This window comes from Rufibacter sp. DG15C, from assembly GCF_001577755.1.
Taxonomy (GTDB): domain Bacteria; phylum Bacteroidota; class Bacteroidia; order Cytophagales; family Hymenobacteraceae; genus Nibribacter.
This window is the reverse complement of record NZ_CP010776.1, coordinates 2,561,287-2,582,152: the sequence shown is the minus strand read 5'-3', so window position 1 is coordinate 2,582,152 and position 20,866 is coordinate 2,561,287. Positions and strand designations below refer to the sequence as shown.

At 48.7% G+C, this 20,866-nt stretch carries 17 protein-coding genes; 8 read left to right on the top strand and 9 right to left on the bottom strand.

The window, feature by feature from the left end; genetic code table 11:
• Positions 1 to 13: 13 nt before the first annotated feature.
• The 3 genes from TH61_RS11010 to TH61_RS11000 all read left to right on the top strand — a co-directional run bounded on the left by TH61_RS11010 (position 14) and on the right by TH61_RS11000 (position 5,062).
• On the top strand, positions 14 to 373 hold the full coding sequence (locus tag TH61_RS11010; protein WP_157600686.1) for an RNA methyltransferase: 360 nt from the start codon (positions 14 to 16) through the stop codon (positions 371 to 373).
• Between the two features lie 158 nt (positions 374 to 531).
• Positions 532 to 3,519 carry a protein translocase subunit SecDF gene (secDF, locus tag TH61_RS11005; protein WP_066509118.1) on the top strand — a complete coding sequence of 996 codons (2,988 nt, stop codon included), beginning with the start codon at positions 532 to 534 and terminating at the stop codon, positions 3,517 to 3,519.
• Between the two features lie 268 nt (positions 3,520 to 3,787).
• Positions 3,788 to 5,062, top strand: a complete 1,275-nt coding sequence (locus TH61_RS11000; protein ID WP_066509116.1) for a NupC/NupG family nucleoside CNT transporter — start codon at positions 3,788 to 3,790, stop codon at positions 5,060 to 5,062.
• 189 nt (positions 5,063 to 5,251) lie between these two features.
• Here the strand turns inward: TH61_RS11000 and TH61_RS10995 are convergent, their stop codons facing one another.
• Together TH61_RS10995 and TH61_RS10990 are read right to left on the bottom strand one after the other, a co-directional pair.
• The gene (locus TH61_RS10995; protein ID WP_066509114.1) at positions 5,252 to 7,021 is read right to left on the bottom strand and encodes an APC family permease; all 1,770 of its coding nucleotides are present in this window, start codon (positions 7,019 to 7,021) and stop codon (positions 5,252 to 5,254) included.
• A gap of 277 nt (positions 7,022 to 7,298) precedes the next feature.
• The gene (locus TH61_RS10990) at positions 7,299 to 7,910 is read right to left on the bottom strand and encodes a NifU family protein (RefSeq protein WP_066509112.1); all 612 of its coding nucleotides are present in this window, start codon (positions 7,908 to 7,910) and stop codon (positions 7,299 to 7,301) included.
• 195 nt (positions 7,911 to 8,105) lie between these two features.
• Here TH61_RS10990 and TH61_RS10985 point away from each other — a divergent pair, with 195 nt between their 5' ends.
• Positions 8,106 to 9,482 (top strand): sodium:proton antiporter, encoded by a 1,377-nt coding sequence (locus TH61_RS10985; protein ID WP_066509110.1) that lies wholly within the window; start codon positions 8,106 to 8,108, stop codon positions 9,480 to 9,482.
• Positions 9,483 to 9,645: 163 nt separating this feature from the next.
• Here TH61_RS10985 and aroC read toward each other — a convergent pair whose 3' ends face one another.
• Together aroC and TH61_RS10975 are read right to left on the bottom strand one after the other, a co-directional pair.
• Positions 9,646 to 10,728, bottom strand: a complete 1,083-nt coding sequence (gene aroC / locus TH61_RS10980; RefSeq protein WP_066509108.1) for a chorismate synthase — start codon at positions 10,726 to 10,728, stop codon at positions 9,646 to 9,648.
• Positions 10,725 to 12,152, bottom strand: coding sequence for a BatD family protein (locus TH61_RS10975; protein WP_197464030.1), 1,428 nt, complete (start codon positions 12,150 to 12,152; stop codon positions 10,725 to 10,727). The genes aroC and TH61_RS10975 overlap by 4 nt, the downstream gene beginning before the upstream one ends.
• Before the next feature lie 284 nt (positions 12,153 to 12,436).
• On the opposite strand from TH61_RS10975, the gene TH61_RS10970 reads away from it, so the two are divergent.
• Entirely contained in the window at positions 12,437 to 13,201 is a 765-nt protein-coding gene (locus TH61_RS10970) for a ferritin-like domain-containing protein (protein WP_066509104.1), read from the top strand.
• A 20-nt stretch (positions 13,202 to 13,221) separates the two neighbouring features.
• Positions 13,222 to 14,070: a ferritin-like domain-containing protein gene (locus tag TH61_RS10965; RefSeq protein ID WP_066509102.1), complete on the top strand. Its 849-nt coding sequence runs from the start codon at positions 13,222 to 13,224 to the stop codon at positions 14,068 to 14,070.
• A 330-nt stretch (positions 14,071 to 14,400) separates the two neighbouring features.
• Here TH61_RS10965 and queG read toward each other — a convergent pair whose 3' ends face one another.
• Both queG and ruvB read right to left on the bottom strand, forming a co-directional pair.
• A complete protein-coding gene (gene queG / locus TH61_RS10955; protein WP_066509100.1) occupies positions 14,401 to 15,372 on the bottom strand; it encodes a tRNA epoxyqueuosine(34) reductase QueG in 972 nt (323 codons plus the stop codon).
• Between the two features lie 187 nt (positions 15,373 to 15,559).
• A complete protein-coding gene (gene ruvB, locus TH61_RS10950; RefSeq protein WP_066509098.1) occupies positions 15,560 to 16,603 on the bottom strand; it encodes a Holliday junction branch migration DNA helicase RuvB in 1,044 nt (347 codons plus the stop codon).
• A gap of 264 nt (positions 16,604 to 16,867) precedes the next feature.
• On the opposite strand from ruvB, the gene TH61_RS10945 reads away from it, so the two are divergent.
• Positions 16,868 to 17,197, top strand: a complete 330-nt coding sequence (locus tag TH61_RS10945) for a hypothetical protein (RefSeq protein WP_157600685.1) — start codon at positions 16,868 to 16,870, stop codon at positions 17,195 to 17,197.
• Positions 17,198 to 17,364: 167 nt separating this feature from the next.
• Here the strand turns inward: TH61_RS10945 and TH61_RS10940 are convergent, their stop codons facing one another.
• The 3 genes from TH61_RS10940 to TH61_RS10930 all read right to left on the bottom strand — a co-directional run bounded on the left by TH61_RS10940 (position 17,365) and on the right by TH61_RS10930 (position 20,095).
• Positions 17,365 to 17,754 (bottom strand): hypothetical protein, encoded by a 390-nt coding sequence (locus TH61_RS10940; protein WP_066509094.1) that lies wholly within the window; start codon positions 17,752 to 17,754, stop codon positions 17,365 to 17,367.
• A gap of 83 nt (positions 17,755 to 17,837) precedes the next feature.
• A complete protein-coding gene (locus tag TH61_RS10935; RefSeq protein ID WP_066509093.1) occupies positions 17,838 to 18,896 on the bottom strand; it encodes a response regulator in 1,059 nt (352 codons plus the stop codon).
• On the bottom strand, positions 18,893 to 20,095 hold the full coding sequence (locus tag TH61_RS10930; RefSeq protein WP_066509092.1) for a PAS domain-containing sensor histidine kinase: 1,203 nt from the start codon (positions 20,093 to 20,095) through the stop codon (positions 18,893 to 18,895). Before TH61_RS10930 ends, TH61_RS10935 begins: the two co-directional genes overlap by 4 nt.
• A gap of 148 nt (positions 20,096 to 20,243) precedes the next feature.
• On the opposite strand from TH61_RS10930, the gene TH61_RS10925 reads away from it, so the two are divergent.
• Positions 20,244 to 20,858: a YceI family protein gene (locus TH61_RS10925; protein WP_066509091.1), complete on the top strand. Its 615-nt coding sequence runs from the start codon at positions 20,244 to 20,246 to the stop codon at positions 20,856 to 20,858.
• The last annotated feature ends 8 nt before the right edge of the window (positions 20,859 to 20,866 follow it).

Sequence of the window (20,866 nt, the reverse complement as noted above, 5' to 3'; positions counted from 1 at the left end):
TTTGCTTATACAGATGAAAACCGGACAGAACATATCACATCATTGGCGCCTGCTATGGACTAGTTTGGCGCTGCTGTTGGTATTGTCTGTGAACCACCAGGTTCTGCCGGCATATGCGCATACTGCCACCCCGGCAGAGCAAACGGCGGTAAAAGCACATAAGAAGGCGGAAGGCACTATTGTCAAGCAGAGAGTCTCTCTGGAGGCCACCACTTCTTTTGTAGACCTTGTTTTAGCGGAGCCCGCGCTGTTACCTACCTTTTCGTTTACGGCACCTGAGGCCCTAAACCTTAAAATGGAGGCGCCGCTGGCTTATTGGACTTTCTTCCTGCAGCAGCAGGCCACCCAGCCTATTTCACCCAACGCTCCTTAACGCGTTCTTTCCGCATCCTGGCCTTTCTGGGCCACCCTAGGGATGCAGACTCTTTACTCCCTATATTTTATCCCTTGCAAGGCTGACAAAAGCGGCCATACGGGCTATTAGGGCCTCTTAAGCATTTTTAATACTTTTCTATACATTTTACAAAACCCATGCGTAACAAAGGATTTATTGTATTCCTGACGGTGATAGTCACGGTGCTATGCCTGTACTTTCTATCACTTAGCCTGGTATCACGCAATGTGGAGCAGAAAGCTGCCACCTATGCCACTGATGCCAAAGGCAATGTAGACCAATATAAAAAACAGACGTACCTGGACTCTGTCTGGAGAGCCCCTGTTTTAAACGTATTAGGTAAAGAATATACCTACCAAGAAATCAAAGAAAGTGAGTTAGGACTTGGTCTTGACTTGAAAGGCGGCATGCACGTGACCCTAGAGGTTTCTCCGGTAGAAATCATTAGAACCATGGCCGGCAACCGCAAAGACCCAGCGTTTGAGCAAGCCATTGCCCAAGCCCAGAAATTGCAGGTAAACAGCCAAGAGAACTTTGTAGACTTGTTCTACCGCTCGTATCGTGAGATTGCCCCTAACGCTAAGCTTTCTTCACTGTTTGCCAACAGCGCCAACCGCAACTTGAACTACGCCTCTACAGACCAGCAAGTATTGGCAGAGATCAACCGGGAGGTGAATGACGCCGTGGCCCGCTCTTTCAACATCCTGCGCACGCGTATTGACAAGTTTGGCGTAAACCAGCCAAACATCCAGCAATTACAAGGTACTAACCGCATCCAGATTGAATTACCGGGTGTAGACAACCCAGAGCGTGTTCGTAAACTATTGCAAGGAACTGCCAACCTGGAGTTCTGGGAAGTATGGCGCACAGATGAGTTTGCTCCTTACTTCACGCAGTTGAATGACTACCTGGTAAAAGAGGAGTCTGCCAACAAACTAAAAGGTACTTCTACCGCTGGTGCTTCTACTTTGGCTGCCGCTGCGGCACCAAAAGACACTACCTTGGCAAAAGCCTCTGGTGATACCACGGCACTTGCCAACCAATTGGCCAAAGCAGATACTGCTGGCACCAAGAAAGATTCTTTAAACACCAACCAGAGCTCTTTGTTGGCGCGTTTGTTCACGCCGCTTCCGGGTGGTTTGGGCTCTAACGTACGTGACACGGCTAAAGTGAACGCTTTGTTCGCTAAGGAAGAAGTACGTGCCTTGTTCCCGCAGAACATGAAGTTCTTATGGGGTGTGAAACCAATTGTGGCCAATGACGGTGCTGAGTTCTTAGAACTATTCGCGGTGAAGAAAGGACGTGACGGCAAGGCTCCCTTGACAGGTGAGTACATCGCTGACGCCCGTCAGGATTACAGCCAGACGGGTCAGCCAGAAATCAACATGGCTATGAACGTAGCTGGTTCTAAGAAATGGCAACGCTTAACCGCCGACAACATCGGTCGTCAGGTAGCTATTGTTCTTGACAACTATGTATACTCTGCGCCAGTGGTACAGAATGAGATCAGTGGTGGTAACTCTTCCATCTCTGGTTCTTTCACCATTGATGAAGCCCAGGATTTGGCCAACATCTTGAAGGCCGGTAAAATGCCAGCCCCTACCCGTATTGTAGAAGAAGCCATTGTGGGTCCTTCTTTGGGTCAGGAAGCCATCAACCAAGGTTTGCTTTCTTCTTTGGCGGGTCTTGCCCTGGTAGTGATCTTCATGATTGCCTACTATGCTAAAGGTGGTTTGATTGCCAACATCGCCTTGTTGTTCAACATCTTCTTCATCATTGGTATCCTTGCTCAGTTTGGCACGGCGCTTACCTTGCCTGGTATTGCCGGTATGGTATTGACCATGGGTATGTCTGTGGATGCCAACGTACTAATCTTTGAGCGTATCAAGGAAGAAATGGCGGCTGGCTTGAATATTCAGGAAGCCATTAAGAAAGGATACAGCAAAGCGTTTAGCTCCATCTTTGACTCCAACGTGACCACTTTATTGGCTGGTATCATCCTATACTTCTTTGGATCTGGTCCAGTAAAAGGATTTGCCATCACCTTGATGATTGGTATTGCTACCTCCTTCTTTACAGCGGTGTACGTGTCTAGAATTTTGATAGAGTGGATGGCGAAAGGCAACAACGCCAGCACCCTTTCTTTGGAGACTGCACTATCTAGAAACTGGTTTAAGAACATCAAGTTTGACATTCTAGGCAACCGTAAAAAAGCGTATTTGTTCTCTACCATCCTTATTGCCTTTGGTATTGCCGCCGTGTTCATTAAAGGCGAATTGCCATTGGGCGTTGACTTTAAAGGTGGTCGTTCTTACGTAGTTGACTTTACCAGTGCCGTACCAGCCTCTGATGTACGCTCTGCCCTGGACGATGAGTTCCAAGGAAAAGGTACTGAGGTAAAAACCTTTGGTGCTGCCAACCGCTTAAAAGTGACGACCAGTTACCTAGCCGAGGATGAGTCTACCCAAGCCGATGAAACCGTACAGGCTGCATTGGTGAAAGGTTTAACGGAGTACCAAGGCCAGAATCCTAAAATTGTAAGCTCCTCTAAAGTAGGCGCTACCATGGCCGATGATATTCAGAAGACAGCTGTAATTGCCGTATTGCTGGCCTTTGCCGGTATCTTCGTGTACCTGGCCTTCCGTTTCAGCAGATGGCAGTACAGCTTGGGTGGGGTTATCGCCTTGATCCACGACGTGTTGGTAGTGTTCTCTGCCTTCACCATTGCCAACCTGTTTGGGGTTTCTTTTGAGATGGACCAGGTGTTCATCGCCTCTATCCTGACCATTATTGGTTATTCTATCAATGACACCGTGGTAGTGTTTGACCGTATCAGGGAGTACACGCAGGAGAACCCACGCATGAAGTTTAGAGACATTGTGAACCCGGCCTTGAACAGCACGTTTAGCCGTACCATCATTACCAACTTAACGGTATTGCTAGTGGTGATTGTGCTCTTCATCTTTGGTGGTGAAACGCTGAGAGGCTTCTCCTTTGCCATGTTGGTAGGTTCTTTGACCGGTACGTATTCTACCTTGTTCATTGCTTCTCCAATTGTAGTAGATACTACCAACGTGGACAAGATGAATGTAACCTCACAAGCCAAACCAGTAATTGTTTCCTAAATAAAGCACTTGCTTAATTGAGAAAAGCCCGGCAGATTGTCGGGCTTTTTTATTGCCTCTCTATTCGCATTCAGCCTGCGGAATCAGGGGTTATATGCCCAGAAAACTTTTATAGATAAGATTTTAGAGAGAAGTCGTTTAATACTTCAAAATCCTTATTTTTGTAAGAATGGGAAGTAGGCGCTAACTTTTACGCGTTGCATTTCCTTGGTTTTATTGCTCTCCATACCCAACTAAACAAACTCTTAACTACCCTTTCTAACTGCCCATGGACCGTTTTACCGGACTAATAGGAATTGTCTTAATCTTAGGCATTGCCTTTCTGCTTTCCAATAACCGGAAGGCTATCAATATTCGCTTAGTGGTAGTGGGGCTTCTCCTGCAATTAGGCTTAGCCTTTTTTATCTTGAAAGTGCCGTTTGGCCAAATGCTGTTCTCTAAACTAGGAGCCGGTATTACCAGAATCCTGAGCTTCTCTGACCGCGGTGCCGAATTTGTGTTTGGCGCGCTTGTGAACAAAGAAAAAATGGACCGCGCCTTTGGCCCGGGCAATGACGTGATCTTCTTCTTTAAGATTGTTCCTACCATCATCTTTGTAGCGGTTTTGGTAAGCATTGCCTACCACATTGGCTTGATGCAGCGCATTGTGTCTGTGGTGGCCAAAGTGGTGCATAAACTGATGGGCGTGAGTGGTAGTGAGGCGGTGTCTAACGTGGCCAGCGTATTTGTGGGCCAGGTAGAGGCACAAATCATGATCAAGCCATATTTGCCTACCATGACCAACTCAGAATTGTTAGCGTCTATGGCGGGTAGCATGGCATGTATTGCAGGGGGTGTAATGGCCGTGTACATAGCCTTGGGCGTACCCGCTGAGTACTTGATTGCCGCTAGTATCATGGCTGCCCCCGGCGCCTTGGTGATCTCTAAAATTGTCTTCCCAGAAACCGAAGAATCTGAAACCAAAGGGAAAGTGGGGATTGAGGTGGTGAAGCAAGATGCCAACCTGGTAGATGCCATTTCTCACGGTGCCTCTGACGGATTACGCGTAGGTTTGAACGTGGTGGCCATGCTAGTAGGTTTTATTGCCTTGATAGCCCTGGTGGACTTCTTCTTAGGCTATGTGGGTACGTTCTTAGCCGGCATGGGCATGTCTCTGGACGCCGTAGGTATTCCTTTGGAGAACTTGAGCCTGAAGAGCATTCTAGGAAGCATTTTCTCTCTCTTTGCCGTAGCCATGGGCGTACCTGTAAAGGATATGTTTGCTGCCGGTTCCTTGATGGGTACCAAGATTGTCATCAATGAGTTTGTGGCCTACTTGGACCTTGCCGCTATTAAAGGCACCTTGGACCCTAAGACCTTGTTGATTACCTCCTTCGCGCTTTGCGGTTTTGCCAACTTCAGCTCCATTGCCATTCAAGTGGGTGGTATTGGTCAGTTAGTACCAGAACGCAGAAAAGACCTTGCCGCGCTGGGCGTAAAAGCCTTGATCTGCGGAACCTTGGCCTCATACATGTCAGCAGCCTTAGCGGGTATTTTGATGTAATACGTACCAACTCTGATGTATACTTAAAAGCAAAAGGCACCTTAGAAATAAGGTGCCTTTTGCTTTTATTGACTTCTGGCGCTTCAATGAAAACTTAACGCTTTATTTCGGCATTAAGTACTGAAAGGAAAACTATCCTGCGCTCCGATTTTGGCTTATTTTCATGAAAACAAGCTAAAAACGCAAGTCTTAGATTACGAGCCTCACTCCGCCTAATTCTTGGATACCATACGGGAAATGATCACCAGGTGACCCGATGAACATGAAGTTCTTAGGAATGCCCCATTTGACAGAAAGTTCGTCAATGAGTTCTGGCCCGAATTGTCCTCTCCACACCACAAAGTCCACCACCAGCTCTGGGTACGCTAAGTCCAATACTTCAATTTCGTGCATGAGTTTCTTTGGCGGTTTCTCATCGTCTCTGAGCACGTTCACAATCTTGAGCTTGTTGGTATGCTCATTCTCCACAATGTAACGCATCACCTTGTTGATGTTGGCTATGTTATCTCCCTTGGTAAAGAATACAAATTCCTGAGACCTAATCTTGTGAATCAGCCTGACTAAAGCCCTGGATTTGAAAGGAAGTACCTTTTCAAAAGGCTCTTCTATTTGGCGCAACAGATAAGCAAAAAAACCAAGGAGCTCAATGCGGTACAGCATAATGAACACCACAGACACGGTGGGCACAAAATATTTCAAGAACACCCAGACATAGGCCGGGTTCAGCAAGGCATTGCCTACCAAAGCGGCAAGGATAGCAGAGATGGCAATGAACAGCACCAAGGCAGTGGCACGCACCGGTCTAGGCAGGCGGTTCCGTCGCATTTTCAACAACACATTACCCAAGCCAAACAAGGCCATTACAGACAAGAAGGAAATGGTGTAGACGCCGGCCAACGCGCCAATATCTCCTTTGGTGATGAGCAAAATAGACACGCACAACAAGAAGAAGCTGATCATGATCAGGTAGGCAGATCCTTTCTTGTTGGTAATGAGCAAGAATTGAGGCAGGCAGCGGTCCAGCGTCATACGTTGTACCAAACCCGTCACTCCCACATAAGACGTAAGCACCGCACCGCTCAATACCATGGCTGCATTCACAGAGACAAGCGTGGCTAGCCAACTTCCTCCGGTCACCTCGCCTAAATAAGCCAACAAGGCCGTTTGGTGTGTGGCCACGGCGGCTATAGGGATGATGGCAATGGCCAGAAACGCGGTGAGTGGGTTAAACACCGTCACGGCCAACCACATGTTGCGCAGCGTCTTCGGGAAGACGCCCCGCTCCTGCTCTTCTACAAAGTTGGCAGAACTCTCAAACCCCGAAATACCCAGCATGGCCGCCGCGAAGCCAAAGAACAGCGCCTTCCAGATGCTGCCTCCTTCTAAGGGTTGGCTGTAGTTTAAGGCCAGCGTGTCAAACCCATTGTTAAACAAGAAGATAAAGCCCACTACTACCAATAAGGTGAGCGTAGAGATATGAGTGATAAAGATGATGACCGCTACAATAGAAGACTCACCAATCCCCATGATGGTCAAGCCCATGAAGAGCGCTAAAAGTCCAATGGTGGCATAAATGATGGGAAGTCCTTCCCAGAGGTGGTGCACATAGTGCATGGCCTCACTAGCCGAGATAACCGCGGTGGCCATGTACGATAGCAGCGTGAGGCAGGCCGCCAATGAGGCCGTGCTTTTGCTGGTGGTGTTCAACAGGGCGTTGTACGCGCCGCCGTTCAAGGGCAGGGCTCCTACTACCTCGCCGTAAATGCTCCTGAATAAAAACAAGACGCCGCCTACCATCAACAGCGCCACCCAGGCATACTGCCCAGAATAAACAATGGCCAACGCCGAGACATAGAGGCAAGAGGATGTGATATCATTGCCGCAAATGGCCGTGGCGGCCAGCTCCTTTAGTTTTGGAGGGTGCGGTTTTGGGTCGTGGGTGAGTACAGCTGTTTGCATGTATAAGTATATATAATATGCAGTATACGAACTTAATCCATGAAGTTGTGTCTTGCCTTCTTCGGCTAAAATTATACTAGTAGAAAGGTCTCATAACCACCCAGATACAGCCGTTGTTTCAGGATTAATTCTGAAGCTAAAAGTACACACGCAGCTCAAACCGTCCGTTTTTGGGCTCTTTCCTGGAAACGAGGCCGAAAACGGAAATCCGCGTATTGCCCAACAAAAAAGCCCTGACATGGCTGTCAGGGCTTTTAGAATCAAATTCTGAGTGAGCTTACAAGGTTACGCCTTCGGCCACCACTTCTCTTACTTCGGGGACCATGCGCTTTAACAGGTTCTCAATACCAGCTTTCAAGGTAACCGTGGCAGAAGGACAGCCGCTGCAAGAGCCTTGCAGGTTCACGGTCACAATTCCGTCATTGTATGACTTGAACGTGATGTTACCGCCGTCTTGCTCTACCGCCGGACGCACATAGTTCTCTAACAAGTCAATCACTTTCTGAGAGATGTCTGCATCCTCGGCTGACAGGTTGGTAGGCAGTTCTGTGGTGGCAGCGCTGGTGGCCGCTGGCGTACCAATGAAAATAGGGCCGCCCGCCTCTACATAGGACTTGATAAAGGTTCTCAGCTCAGGGATCAAGGTTGGCCACTGGTCTGCGGTGTTTTTGGTCACGGTCACAAAGTTGCTCGCAATGAACACTCTGGACACGTATTCAAAGTTGAAAAGCTCTTGGGCAAACGGAGAGTCTACCGCCGCTTCTACGTTGGCATAATCCACGCTCTGCCCCTCTCCCAAAAGAGAAGAGTTAAGCACAAATTTCATGGACTCTGGATTAGGGTTGGCCTCTGCATACACAGAAACCGCTTTGGCTGTATTATCAATCATGGCTATATCTTACTTTGTTATAAAAACCTGAGGCACTTGCTTTAAGTTTCCAAAATTAGGTAGAAATACAATAGGTTCTGCTTTACGTGAAACGCAGGCCGGTATGTTTTCTGAAACCAGCCCAAAAACACCGGCCAGTTTTCATCTTTACCCTTAACTTTACCCGCATACGGTTTCTATTATTGCCCTTTGCCTATGCTCAACGCCTCTATTTTACTGTCTGCCGCTCCGCATCAAATTCCCGGTTACCTAATCATCCCCTTTGTGGTATTGATTGGCTTGATTGCCACCGGGCCTATCTTCTTTCCGCATTTTTGGCACAAGTACTACAAATACATTGCGGTGGCCTTGGGCCTTTTGGTGCTAGGCTATTATTTGGCTGTATTACAAGACACCCACCTGCCCGCCGAGACTCTAGCCGAGTACGCCTCTTTTGCCATTCTGCTAAGCGCCTTGTACGTGGCCGCTGGTGGTATTTACATCAATGCCAATGCCAATGCCACGCCCTTCATCAATGTCTTGATTCTGTTTCTGGGCGCCTGTCTGGCCAATGTGATAGGCACCACGGGCGCGTCGTTGCTCTTGATTAGGCCGTTTATCAGGCTGAACAACCACCGCATCAAGCCCTACCAGATTGTATTCTTCATTTTTATAGTGAGTAATGCCGGCGGGATGCTTACGCCGCTCGGTGACCCTCCATTGTTCATTGGTTTCTTGAAAGGCGTGCCTTTCTTCTGGACGATGCAGAACTTGTTTACTCCTTGGTTGATTGCCGTAGGCGGACTTTGTGCCATCTTCTTCTTCAGGGACAGGATGAATAAAAGCACGTACCAACCCAACCCAGAGGTAAAAGCCCGCAATGAGGCCAAGACCGAATTTTATTTTTCAGGTAAGCGCAACATCCTGTGGCTAACCGTCATCATTGGGGCAACTTTTTTGAATCCTTCTACTTTTGAGTGGCTCCCATATATTCCCCTAGAAGGGGGCATCAAAGTCTCATTTGTGCGAGAGTTAGTGCAATTGACGGCTGCTTTCCTGTGCTACAAGTTTGCCAGCAAGACCGCCTTGAACGGCAACCACTTCTCCTTTGAGCCCATTCTGGAAGTGGTGTTTCTGTTCTTCGGGATTTTCTTTACCATGATGCCCGCCTTGCAACTGTCTGCGGAACTGGCCTCCAGCCCTGAATTCTCTGCCTACCTCACCCCCAGCATGCTGTATTGGACCACCGGCACGTTGTCAGGAGTTCTGGACAATGCCCCCACCTATGCCAACTTCTTGTCCCTAGGAATGGCGAAATACGGCATGAACTACGCCAACGTAGACCATGTGCAGCAATTCGCCCACGGCCTGAGCAACGCCCCCGAGACCCTATTATCACTGGAGGCTATCTCTATTGGGGCGGTTTTGTTTGGCGCCATGACCTACATTGGCAACGGACCTAATTTCATGGTGAAAGCTATTGCCGAGCAGGCCGGCGTCAAAATGCCACCATTCTTTACCTATGTCTACAAATACTCCCTAGTGTATCTGTTGCCTATCCTGGTCTTGATTTGGCTGGTAGTAATTAGATAAGACTGAAATACAGCAAAGTCCCCGTTTTTGGTCTGATTTCTGGAAATCAGACCAAAAACGGGGACTTTGCTTTTGAATAGACGAAGGCTTTTCAGCTGAAAAACATACCACAATGTATTTTTCGTTTTCCGGCTATCTTCCAGGAAACAAGCCAAAAACGACCTTAGGCTAATCTGTTGGCACGTTGTCTCAGCACAAAATCTGCCAGCACAAGCGCGGCCATTGCGTCTACAATGGGCACGGCTCTGGGCAATACGCAGGGATCATGACGGCCCTTTCCTTGCAGGGTAATCTCCTGCCCACTCTGGTCAATGCTGGTTTGGGGTTGCAGAATGGTCGCTACCGGCTTAAACGCTACTCTAAAGTAAATGTCCTGCCCGTTGGAGATGCCACCTTGAATGCCGCCGCTGTGGTTGGTGCGGGTCTTCACTTCGCCGGCCTCATCTGTATAAAACGCGTCGTTGTGCTGTGAACCGTACATGCCCACGCCGTCAAAGCCGCTGCCGTATTCAAACCCTTTCACCGCGTTGATGCTGAGCATGGCCTTGCCTAGTTCGGCGTGTAGCTTGTCAAACACCGGTTCACCCAGACCCGCAGGAACGCCTTTTATTACGCAGGTTACCACTCCGCCAATGGTGTCTAGTTTGTCGCGGGTTTCCTCAATGAGCTGAATCATGGCCTGCGCCGTCTCTTGGTGCGGGCACCGTACTATGTTGCTGTCTACTTGGCTAAGATCCAGTTGGCTGTAATCTGCCGGGGTGTGGATGTTCCCTACTTGTGAGACGTAAGCTGTAATTTGAATGCCTTGCTGGGCCAAAAACTTTTGCGCCAACACACCGGCCGCTACACGGGCCAGTGTTTCACGGGCAGAGCTTCGGCCGCCGCCGCGGTGGTCTCTGGAGCCGTACTTGGCAGTGTAGGTATAGTCTGCGTGCGAAGGTCGGTAGGCTTGCTCTATGTGCGAATAGTCATGGCTGGCCTGGTCCTTGTTAAACACCGTGAGCGCGATGGGCGTGCCCTGCGTCTGGCCATTGAAGATGCCTGACAGGATCTGCACCTGGTCCTTCTCATCACGCGGGGTGGTGATCTTGGACTGTCCCGGTCGGCGGCGGTCAAGGGCATGCTGAATCTCCTCCAAGGTGATGGGAAGCCCGGCGGGGCATCCGTCTACCACCACGCCCACCGCAGTGCCGTGTGACTCCCCGAACGTAGTGATCTTAAAGATGGATCCGTAGGTATTGCTCATGAATTCTTCTTAATAAATATAAACAGGGCCACCACCAGCAACACCGCCAGGGCAATGTTGCTATAGCGGCGGGCCTCCTGCATTTGGTCTAACCTGGCCACCTGGTTGCTTTCATCCGAAATGATGTCGTAAAAACTGCCCACGTCTTGTGACCGAATGGTGGCGTTCTGATCCTCTTTGCCCCGCACGCGAATGGTCATGCTGGGCTTGAGCGTGTCATACCGGGCGGTCACCGGATTAAAATACACCCACTGGAAGATGCTGCGCAACGGGTACTCCCCTGGGTGGCGGCCTACCACAAAGTACCGGTACGTTTTGGTGCCCGAGATTTTACTGTTAGCAGCATTCACGTATTGCCGCACCTCGGGTGGATAGATCTCAATACCACTAGAGTCCCAAATGGTCTGCGGCGTGGGCATGTTACCTATATTTCCTTCGCCCTCCACTCTAAACTGGTAGACAGAGTTCTGGTTGATGGAAATGGTGTTTCTGGAGAGTTGCTCCTGTAACCTGAACACGCCTACCGGCACCTGGTCTCTAAGCGGATGAGGCGGCAGGGCGCGCACTTCAACCGTCTGTGCAGAGGTGGCATATGATTTATATTCGGGTAGCCTGTTCTGGGTAAGCAGGCTGGGGTTCTTGGCTACTTTGTACTTGACCATCTGCAACTGCACCACCGGAAAGCGCAGGGCCTGCGCCGTGATAGGAAACAGCACCGCCTCGTGCAACTTGTATCGGGTAAAGGCCTTGTCTCCTACTTTTATCTTTTCGGGCTGAATTTCTTGTTGCTCCAACACCTCTTCCCAGACGCTGCGTTGCTTGAGTTGGCGCACCACCTCTAGTATCTGCGTCTCAAACTGATAGAAATCCAGCAAGCCCAGGTCGGTGTCGGCTACATAAAACCACAAGGAGACCGGCACACTCTCGCCTACATAGGCCTGCTTCTTGGGCACGTGCAGCGTAAGAAAGGCGTTTTCCTTCACCTCTACAAACTCTGGGGCAGGCGCCACTAAGGGAGCGGTAGGCAGCGTATCAGTAACAGGCTTTACAGGTTGCGGCGGGCCTACTTTCAACTTATAGGGTTTGGCCGTGACCGTCTTTCCGTCTACGGTTAGGGTGAAGGGCTTCACGGTCACTTCGCCTTCCTTTAAAGGGGCGTAGCGCTGCGTGAGGGTATAGACCACCGTGATTTGCTGACCAGTCTTGTAAGTGGACGAGGACAGTTGGCGTGTGCTTTTCTGCAGGCCCTCAATCTCTGGGAAGCCTTCTACCTTGACGGGTTTGGTAGGAGAAACTTTGACCGAAATGGTAAAATACTGATCAATGGGAATGGAGGCTGGGCCATACTCAATGGACAGGCTCTGCGCCCAGCTAGTGCCGGCCCAAAGCAAGAGTATCCCTAAGAGTATCAGTCCCTTTTTCATGTAATTCCTCAAAAACAGGCCAAAAACTGTGGTTATTTTTAGCCCAATGCCAAAAATACGAATTACCGCCATAGTGCCCTCCCTTTCCCTGCAAAAGACCGCGCCAAGGGCAAAGAAATCAGCCATTTCAAAAAAAGTTTACTTCTCCAAAATCCGGCTGGACTACTTAGCCCGTAGGTCTCGCTGAAATCCGGTTGCCACACAGCGACGGAGGTCACAGGCGGTCGACTACTTTTTCAGGAACGCTGGCCCCACCTATTGTTACACCTTCAAACTTTAAAACTATGGCAAAAAACCTAGAACCGACTCCTGTGGATGAGACCACAAGCAGGATCAACACCCCCTTCAACAGACGCAATTTCCTGAAGTACACAGGATTGACCATGGCTGCTACCGCCGTTGTTCTTACCACTGGTTGCGACGATGATGACGAAGACACTACGCCAATGGCAGAAGGCTCTGTGAACCTTGGCACGGGTGATGTAGGAATTTTGAACTACGCCTACGCGCTTGAGCAATTAGAAGCCGCCTTCTACACCCAAGTGGTTGCCAACGCCGCCTTCTCTACCGCGTTCCCAAGTGCATTGGAGCGCTCTATCCTCACAGACATCAGAAATCATGAGGTAGCGCACCGTGAGTTCTTCAAGGCCGCCATCCCGGCAGCATCCAGAATTCCAGACTTAACCCCAGACTTCAGTGCCGTTAACTTCTCAAGCCGTACTTCTGTCTTGGCCACCGCTAAAACGTTTGAAGACTTAGGCGTAGCGGCTTACAATGGGGCTGGCAAACTGTTCACAGACACAGGCAACGGTCTTACTTATTTGACTTTGGCTGGTAAAATTGTTTCTGTAGAGGCCCGTCACGCGGCAGAAATCAGAGACTTGATCAGCAACGGTGACTTTGCCAAAGGAGACTCAGGCATTATTGCGGGTCGCCAGATTGTAGATACCAATGGATTGGACGTAGCCTTAATGCCTTTAGAAGTATTGCAGCGCGCGCAGCCATTCATCAAGCAAACAATTGTAGCAACTGGTTTACCAACACAATAATCTAAAGGAGAAATAAAGCCATGAATATATTTAACGTAATTCAAGAGATTGAAAAAGTAGATCCAGAAGTATTTGACCGTCTGGATGCCCGCAGATCTGTTTTCAAACACTTTGCTGGCTTCAGCAAGAAATTGGTGGCCACTGCCGTTCCATTGGCCTTTGGCTCTTTCTTAAACAAGGCCTATGCTCAGACTGGTAGCAACGCTGCCATTGTAGACGTATTGAACTACGCCCTTACCTTAGAGTACCTGGAGGCTGAGTTCTACAAGCAAGCAGCCGCCGCTGCCCCTGCGGTAGGTGCTCCTGCCGCCGCGCAAGGCGCTTTGGCCTTGATCAGAGACCATGAGGTAGCCCACGTTGCTTTCTTAAGACAAGCAATCACCAGCTTACAAGGCACTCCGGTTATGTTTACGGCCGCCAACTTTGACTATACCGCTGGTGGTGCGTTTGCAGACGTGTTTACTAATTACGGCACTATGTTAGCCGTTGCCCAAGCGTTTGAAGACACTGGCGTAAGAGCGTACAAAGGCCAGGCAGGGAATCTGGTAGCCAACAATACTATCTTAACCGCCGCTTTGCAGATTCACTCAGTGGAGGCTCGTCACGCTGCCCACATCAGAAGAATGCGCAGAGACACGCCGGCTATTATGGCGTCAGTTAAACCATGGATCACAGGTAAGGACAGAGGTGGGCTTCCGGCTGCCACGCAACCTATCTATGATGGTGAAGAACTGACTACACAGGCTACCGTGAACATTATCATGAATGCTGGTGGCATTAACATCAACGCAGATTCTGCCTCTGAGGCGTTTGATGAGCCTTTAACCAAGGATCAAGTGCTGGCCATTGTGGATCCGTTCATCAGATAGACAACAAAATCAGCAGATTATTATCAAAATAAAAAAAGGTAGCCTTGCGGGCTACCTTTTTTTATTAAATTTGTATTAATTCATCCTTTTATAGAGCATCTTTTACAATTTTAGCACGTATAGGTTAATCCTTACAAATCTATACCTTACCTATAAACACTTATACACGCCATGTTGGAGTATGTGAAAATGATCTTGGACAAAGTGAGCTTTGATCAAAAACTATTTGAGAAAGAGCTTAGAAAAGGTCTGCGGATGCTCGTGAGAAAAGAACTGGAAAGCTTGAGAGAGTGGTGCTATAAGCGCTACGGCAACAACTATGACAGTATCTTAAACCGGGTCTTCGGCAACGTAATGGCTGCTTAGGCAGTTAGACTCATCCGCTACGAATCGCACGTTGCGCAGTAACCCATTGTAGCCTGTGCGCTTGACGGCAGATTTCCTGAACAAATCCTGAAATACATCTTGAGTGAGCTCTTGCCAATCCCCAATGGTGAGGCGGAGCAACTCTGGATGTGGCGAAAACGCCGGCTCCTGGTGGGGCTTGCTAAACCGGTTCCAGGGGCACACATCCTGGCAGATATCACAGCCAAACACCCAGTTCCCAAACTTCCCCTCTACCTCTTGAGGAATCTGGTCCTTCAACTCAATGGTGAAATAAGAAATGCACTTGCTGCCGTCCACCACGTACGGTTGTGAGATAGCGTCTGTGGGGCATGCGTCCATGCATTTGGTGCAGGTGCCGCAATAGTCTTTGATGGGACCATCTGGCTCCAACTCCAAGTCTAGGATTAGCTCCGCAATAAAGAAGAAGCTGCCCGTGCCTGGCCTGATCAGGTTGCTGTTCTTGCCTACCCAACCCAAACCGCTTTTTTTAGCCCAGACCTTGTCCATGACCGGCGCCGAGTCCACAAACACCCTTCCTCCCACTTCGCCAATCTCTTCTTGTATGTAGTTGAACAGCGTCTTGAGCTTGTCTTTGATGACAAAATGATAGTCTTGGCCGTAGGCGTATTTTGAGATTTTAAGCGTATCCTCGGGTTGGGTTTCTTCTGGGTAATAATTCAACAGCAGACTCACTACTGACTTGGCTCCTTCTACCAACAGGCGCGGGTCCAGGCGTTTGTCAAAGTGGTTGGCCATGTACCCCATTTGGCCGTGCTTGTTCTGGTTCAACCAGTTTTCCAGCCTAGGGGCCTCCTCCTCCAGAAACTCAGCCTTTGACACGCCGCAGTACATAAAGCCCAGTTCTTGAGCCTTCTGCTTGATAAGTTGCGTGTGTTTGGGAGCAAGGTTGAACATGGAGAAGGAAGGATGCTATTGATGAAGGAACAAAATTGGCAGAAAAGAATTTCAGTTGCCCTACTATTTCTGATTTTGACCTATTTTCTGGAAATCAGGCTAAAAATGATTTAAGGTGAAAGCCTTTAAAAAAGTAAGCCCCGAATCTTGAAAGAGTCAGGGCTTACATGCATAAGATATAATTTAACTACTCGGCCTGGTCAAACAAGGTACCGCTGCGCACGTGGTTAGGGGCAATCTTACCTAGGTGACGGTACGCGGCCTCGGTGGCTTCACGGCCCCGGCTGGTGCGTTTAATGTACCCCTCCTGGATCAGGAACGGCTCATATACCTCTTCAATGGTTTCGGCCTCTTCGCCGCAGGCAGTAGCAATGGTAGAAAGACCCACCGGACCGCCCTTGAACTTGTCAATGATGGTGCTCAGGATGCGTTTGTCCATTTCGTCCAGACCGTTGTGGTCTACGTCCAGAGCATTCAGCGCGAACTGGGCAATGTCTACCGTAATGGTCCCGTCTCCTTTAATCTGCGCGAAGTCACGGGTACGGCGCAACAGGTTGTTGGCAATACGCGGCGTACCGCGGCTACGGCGGGCAATCTCAAAAGCGGCGTCTTCATAGATGGGCGCTCCCAGAATCTCTGAAGAACGCTGTACAATGGACGTCAAGAGCTTAGAGTCATAGTACTCCAGGCGGGAGTTGATGCCAAAGCGCGCCCGCAACGGCGAGGTAAGTAAACCCGAACGCGTAGTGGCACCAATCAAGGTGAAGGGATTCAAGGTAATCTGAACAGAACGGGCGTTGGGGCCAGAGTCCAGCATGATGTCAATCTTGTAATCCTCCATAGCCGAGTACAAGTACTCCTCCACAATGGGGTTTAGGCGGTGAATCTCATCTATAAAGAGCACGTCGTTGCGCTCCAGGTTGGTGAGCAAACCCGCCAGGTCACTGGGCTTGTCCAAGACCGGGCCAGAAGTGATTTTAATGTTGGAACCCAGGGCATTGGCAATGATGTGGCTCAGCGTGGTTTTACCCAAGCCGGGAGGTCCGTGCAAAAGCACGTGGTCCAAGGCCTCGCCGCGCATGATGGCCGCCCCCACAAATATCTTGAGGTTCTCCACCACCTTCTCCTGGCCGGTAAAATCGCCAAAGTCCAGCGGCCGAAGGGCTTTGTCATACTCCTTCTCTATGGGTGACAGGTTATCGGCGGAGCCGCTTAAATAGTCTTCTCTCATGTGTAAAAATCTCTTAGCGGTTCAGCAAAGATTCAGTTGTAAAGATAACAGCTATTAGCCTAAAAACGGTCCATTCTATAGTCCTAAAACCTATCTTTTTGCTAGTATTTTTACCAAAATGAATAAATTTCCAACATACTTAGCAATCCTGTGTTTTTGCACCCAACCAATAGTTGGCTTGTAACTAAAAAAGAATAAATGGACCGTTTCTCGCGTTCTCTCTGTTGACGCTATAACAACAGTACTTTTTCTTAGCCAAACCCCATGAACATAGATACATTCGCCTCTTTAAAGGTTTTAATGGAAAACTTGGAGTGCGAAGCCACCGATGAGCAAAAAGCCTTGCACGAGCTACAGAAGCAATGTAATGAAATTTTGTACCTCATCAAGAACCTGCAATTCAACCACAACTCAGCGCACGTGCAATTGGCTACCAAGCAGGCGCTCCAGTACATTTACCGGGCCCTCTCTGAGATTGACACCAAACGGGTGGCGCATGCACGGGTTAAGCCAAAAGCTAAAGTAGACTTGCAGGATATCTGCGGCCCTGCGCACGCCAGCCTGGAGATTATCTTAAACCTGAACTACAATTAAGATCCGTTTTTGGCTTATTTTCCATAAATCAGGCCAAAAACGAAAAAAGGCTATTACATATCTGTAGTAGCCTTTTTTGCTTCTAGAACTTATTGTACACTTAAGTCATCGTTTAATTTCCCATTGCCTGCCTGATGATTGATACTGTTTATGTTTTTGAGAACAGATTAATTAGTCTCAAGGGCATGCCATTCATCTAAAAGAAATATGGTTTGTTCTGTTGCTTGCAGCAGCGCATCATGCGGAACGCCTACCATGTAAGAGGAGAGCGTAATATTAGCCCAAGTGATGCCATATTTTTTGGCGTTCTCCCCAGAAAAGGAAACGGTCTTGGAATGGTGGATTAGGTATTTAATACCCAATTCTGCCAGCAGCTGTAAGGTAGCACTAGAGACTTCAAGGCCAGAAAATACAATCACCGCCTGTTTGCCTTGGGCATAAAAAGCCGTCTTCTCACTTAGAGCGTTGGCAATGAGCGTAATGTCATGCTTCTTATGATTGGCTTGTGCCAATATGCCTTTTTCTGAAGGCTGAATACCATAGGCTACTACTTTCATAGTTTCGCATCAAATAAGGCACAAAGCTAAGGCTTCTTCTGCGCTGGTCATTTGCTGTGGGACAAGCAAGAAAATGATGCTGGTCAATTTTTCATGTTGGTAAGACGCGGCAAATCCAAAATCTGAATCAACCTTCCCTTTTTCAGGATAAGTTTCTCAGTAGTGAAATCTGATAAAATTCTGCTCACGGTTTCGTTGGCCATACCGGCCATAGAAGCCATGTCTTCTCTGGACACCTGCAGGCCATCCTGCACCAGTAATTTGGGCTGGTCTTGCGCCAAACTTACCAGCACATTTGCCATGCGTTTGCGCACAGAATGATAGGCCATCTGCAACAGTTGAGTTTCTTTCTCTCTTATGTTCTGTGACAGCAATTGGATGAATTTTTGGCCAATATCTGTAAAACGGGCCAAAAACGAGTCTACCGTTTCTTTTGTCAATAAACACATGGAGCTGTTTTCCATGGCAGTGGCATTGTCTGTATAGGGCTCGCCTAGCAGCAAGGCTTCAATCCCCATGTAGTCACTCTGGGTGAACAAACCAGTAATCAATTCACGGCCATCTTCTGCCGTTTGACTGGTTTTAAACCTACCACTCATGACTAGGTAAATGCCTTTGGCGTGGTCTTCTTCTTGATAGATGCTCTGGTCTTTCTTTACCTGTCTAACCTTAAGGCCTGCAATGGTGTTTTTTAATTGGGTGAGACCATCAGAGCCGCCAGCTAAGGAATCTATGTTTCCAATGGGCTGACTATAAAAGGCTTGCTGCTGTTGTTTTTTTGCCAATTGGCTTTCTACGGCTACAAGCAGTTCCATGTCATCAAAGGGCTTGGTGAGATAGTCATCGGCGCCCATTTCCATTCCTTTTCTAATATCAACTCGTTCGGCTTTGGCGGTTAAAAAGACAAAGGGAATGTTTGCGGTCACTGGGTTCTTATGCAACAGGTACAAAACACCAATGCCGTCCATTTCGGGCATCATGATGTCACACAGGATGAGGTCAGGGACTTGGTCAAGTGCCAAATCTACCCCTGCCCGTCCATCAGAAGCTGCTAATACTTCATACCCGCTCAGTTCCAGAATCTCCGTAGAACTCTCTCTAATGTCCACATTGTCCTCAATGATTAAGATGCGCTTTTTCATGGTTGTACTGGAAAAGTGAAAGTGACAGAGGTGCCTTTATCTAAATTGCTCTCAAAGGTGATGGAGCCGTTCATGAGCATGACGTACCGGCGTACAATATGCAAGCCCAGTCCCGTGCCCGGAATGGTGCCCGTGTTATGCGCCCTGAAAAAAGGCTCAAACAATTGGGCGTGGTCTTTCTCAGGGATGCCTATGCCGTAGTCCTTGATAACCACGGTGAGCACATTCTCCTGTATCTCTGTGTTAAACTCAATAAAGGTATTCTCCCCAGAGTATTTGATGGCGTTGGAAATCAAGTTGATGATGCAGTTCTTGAGCAGGTACTGGTCTAACCTAAATTCACTCTCTACGCCGGTGTGCTGGTAAATAATATCCTGGCCGTCTTTAGAAACCAATTGCATCTCTTCGGTGATTTCTTCGCCTAGGCGCACCACGTTAAATAGTGTAAAAGTAGGTTCTACCTTGCCCGCGTCCAGGCGCTCATGCAACAGGAAATCATTTAAGATGTTGGTCAGGTTGGTGACGGCGCTTTTGATTTTATTGACGTGCTTGGTGATGTTAGGATTCTCAGACAAGGCATACCGTTCAATAAGCGACGCTGACAGCTGTACAGAGCTAAGCGGCGTCCTGAACTCATGCGAGGCCATAGATACAAACCTGCTTTTGAGCTGGCTCAAATCTTTTTCCTTCTGCAAAGAGGTACTCACCGTGTCCTTTGCGTTCTGTAATTCTTTTAAGGAGTGTTGCAGCGACTGGGTACGCTCTTTTACCTGCGCTTCTAGTTCTACGTAATGCTCCCTTAGTTTTTCTTCGGCCTCCTTCTCGCGGCTTAGGTCATGGATAAAACCCGTGTAAATGATTCTGCCGGCCAATTGCACCTCGCTAAGCGCCAACCTGAACGGAAAGACAACGCCGTCCTTTTTCAGACCCTTCACCTCGCGGCCAATGCCAATCATGTGCGGAACCCGCGTCTCTTGGTACCGTGACAGGTATTGGTCATGTCTTTCTTTGTCTGGCGAGGGCATTAGCATGGAGATGTTTTTGCCAATCACTTCAATAGAAGAATACCCGAAGAGGTCACTGGCCGCCGGATTGATGCTTTCTATCATGCCCCGGTCATCAATGGTGATAATGCCGTCAATGGCGTTTTGGATGATGGCTTGTACTAATGCGGTATTATCTGAGCTAGTTGTAGCCATAGTGGCCTAATAACACGAAAGCGTTTGACATCGTGCGTTTTAATTCAAACCACACTCTTCTTGACCAGCATCAAGTTTGGGCGTAACCGGCGTCAGGTGACAGGGAAAGCACCCGCTCTACCTTTGTTTCAAATAAAACCTGACCCCTATGACCGTTACTTATACCAATTCCCGCATCTCTCTTTTAGCCTTTGTCTACATGCTGGCCATGTTGGTGGTATTGCCTTGGCAGACCAAAGCCCAGTCTACTTACACGCTGGTGCCCAAGGCGCAGGTGTTCATGAAAGTGACAGGAACCTCAAATGTGCATGGCTGGGAGATGGCCTCTTCCACCATGCAAAGCAAAGGCGATTTTAAGTTTGACAAAAACCACGTCCTCACCTCCATCCAGAACTTCCAGTTGACGCTAGACGCCAAGACGCTAAAAAGCAAGCATTCTTCCTTAGACACCCGGGCCTATAAGGTCATGAAAGCCAGCCAACATCCTAAAATAGTCTACAACCTGCGATCTACAGACGTGACTACGTTGGCTAAAAACAAATACTTGGTGAAGGTGCTAGGCGATTTGACCATTGCGGGAAATCGTCAAGTTATATCCATGAACGTGAACGTGCTGGTGAACGCAGACAACAGCATTACCTGCACCGGCACAGAGAAGATCAAACTCTCAGATTACAACATAGAGGCGCCTAGCTACATGGCGGGCACTATGAAAGTGGGCAATGACCTTACCATCGGCTTCGCCCAGACTTACCATAAATAAAGATACCC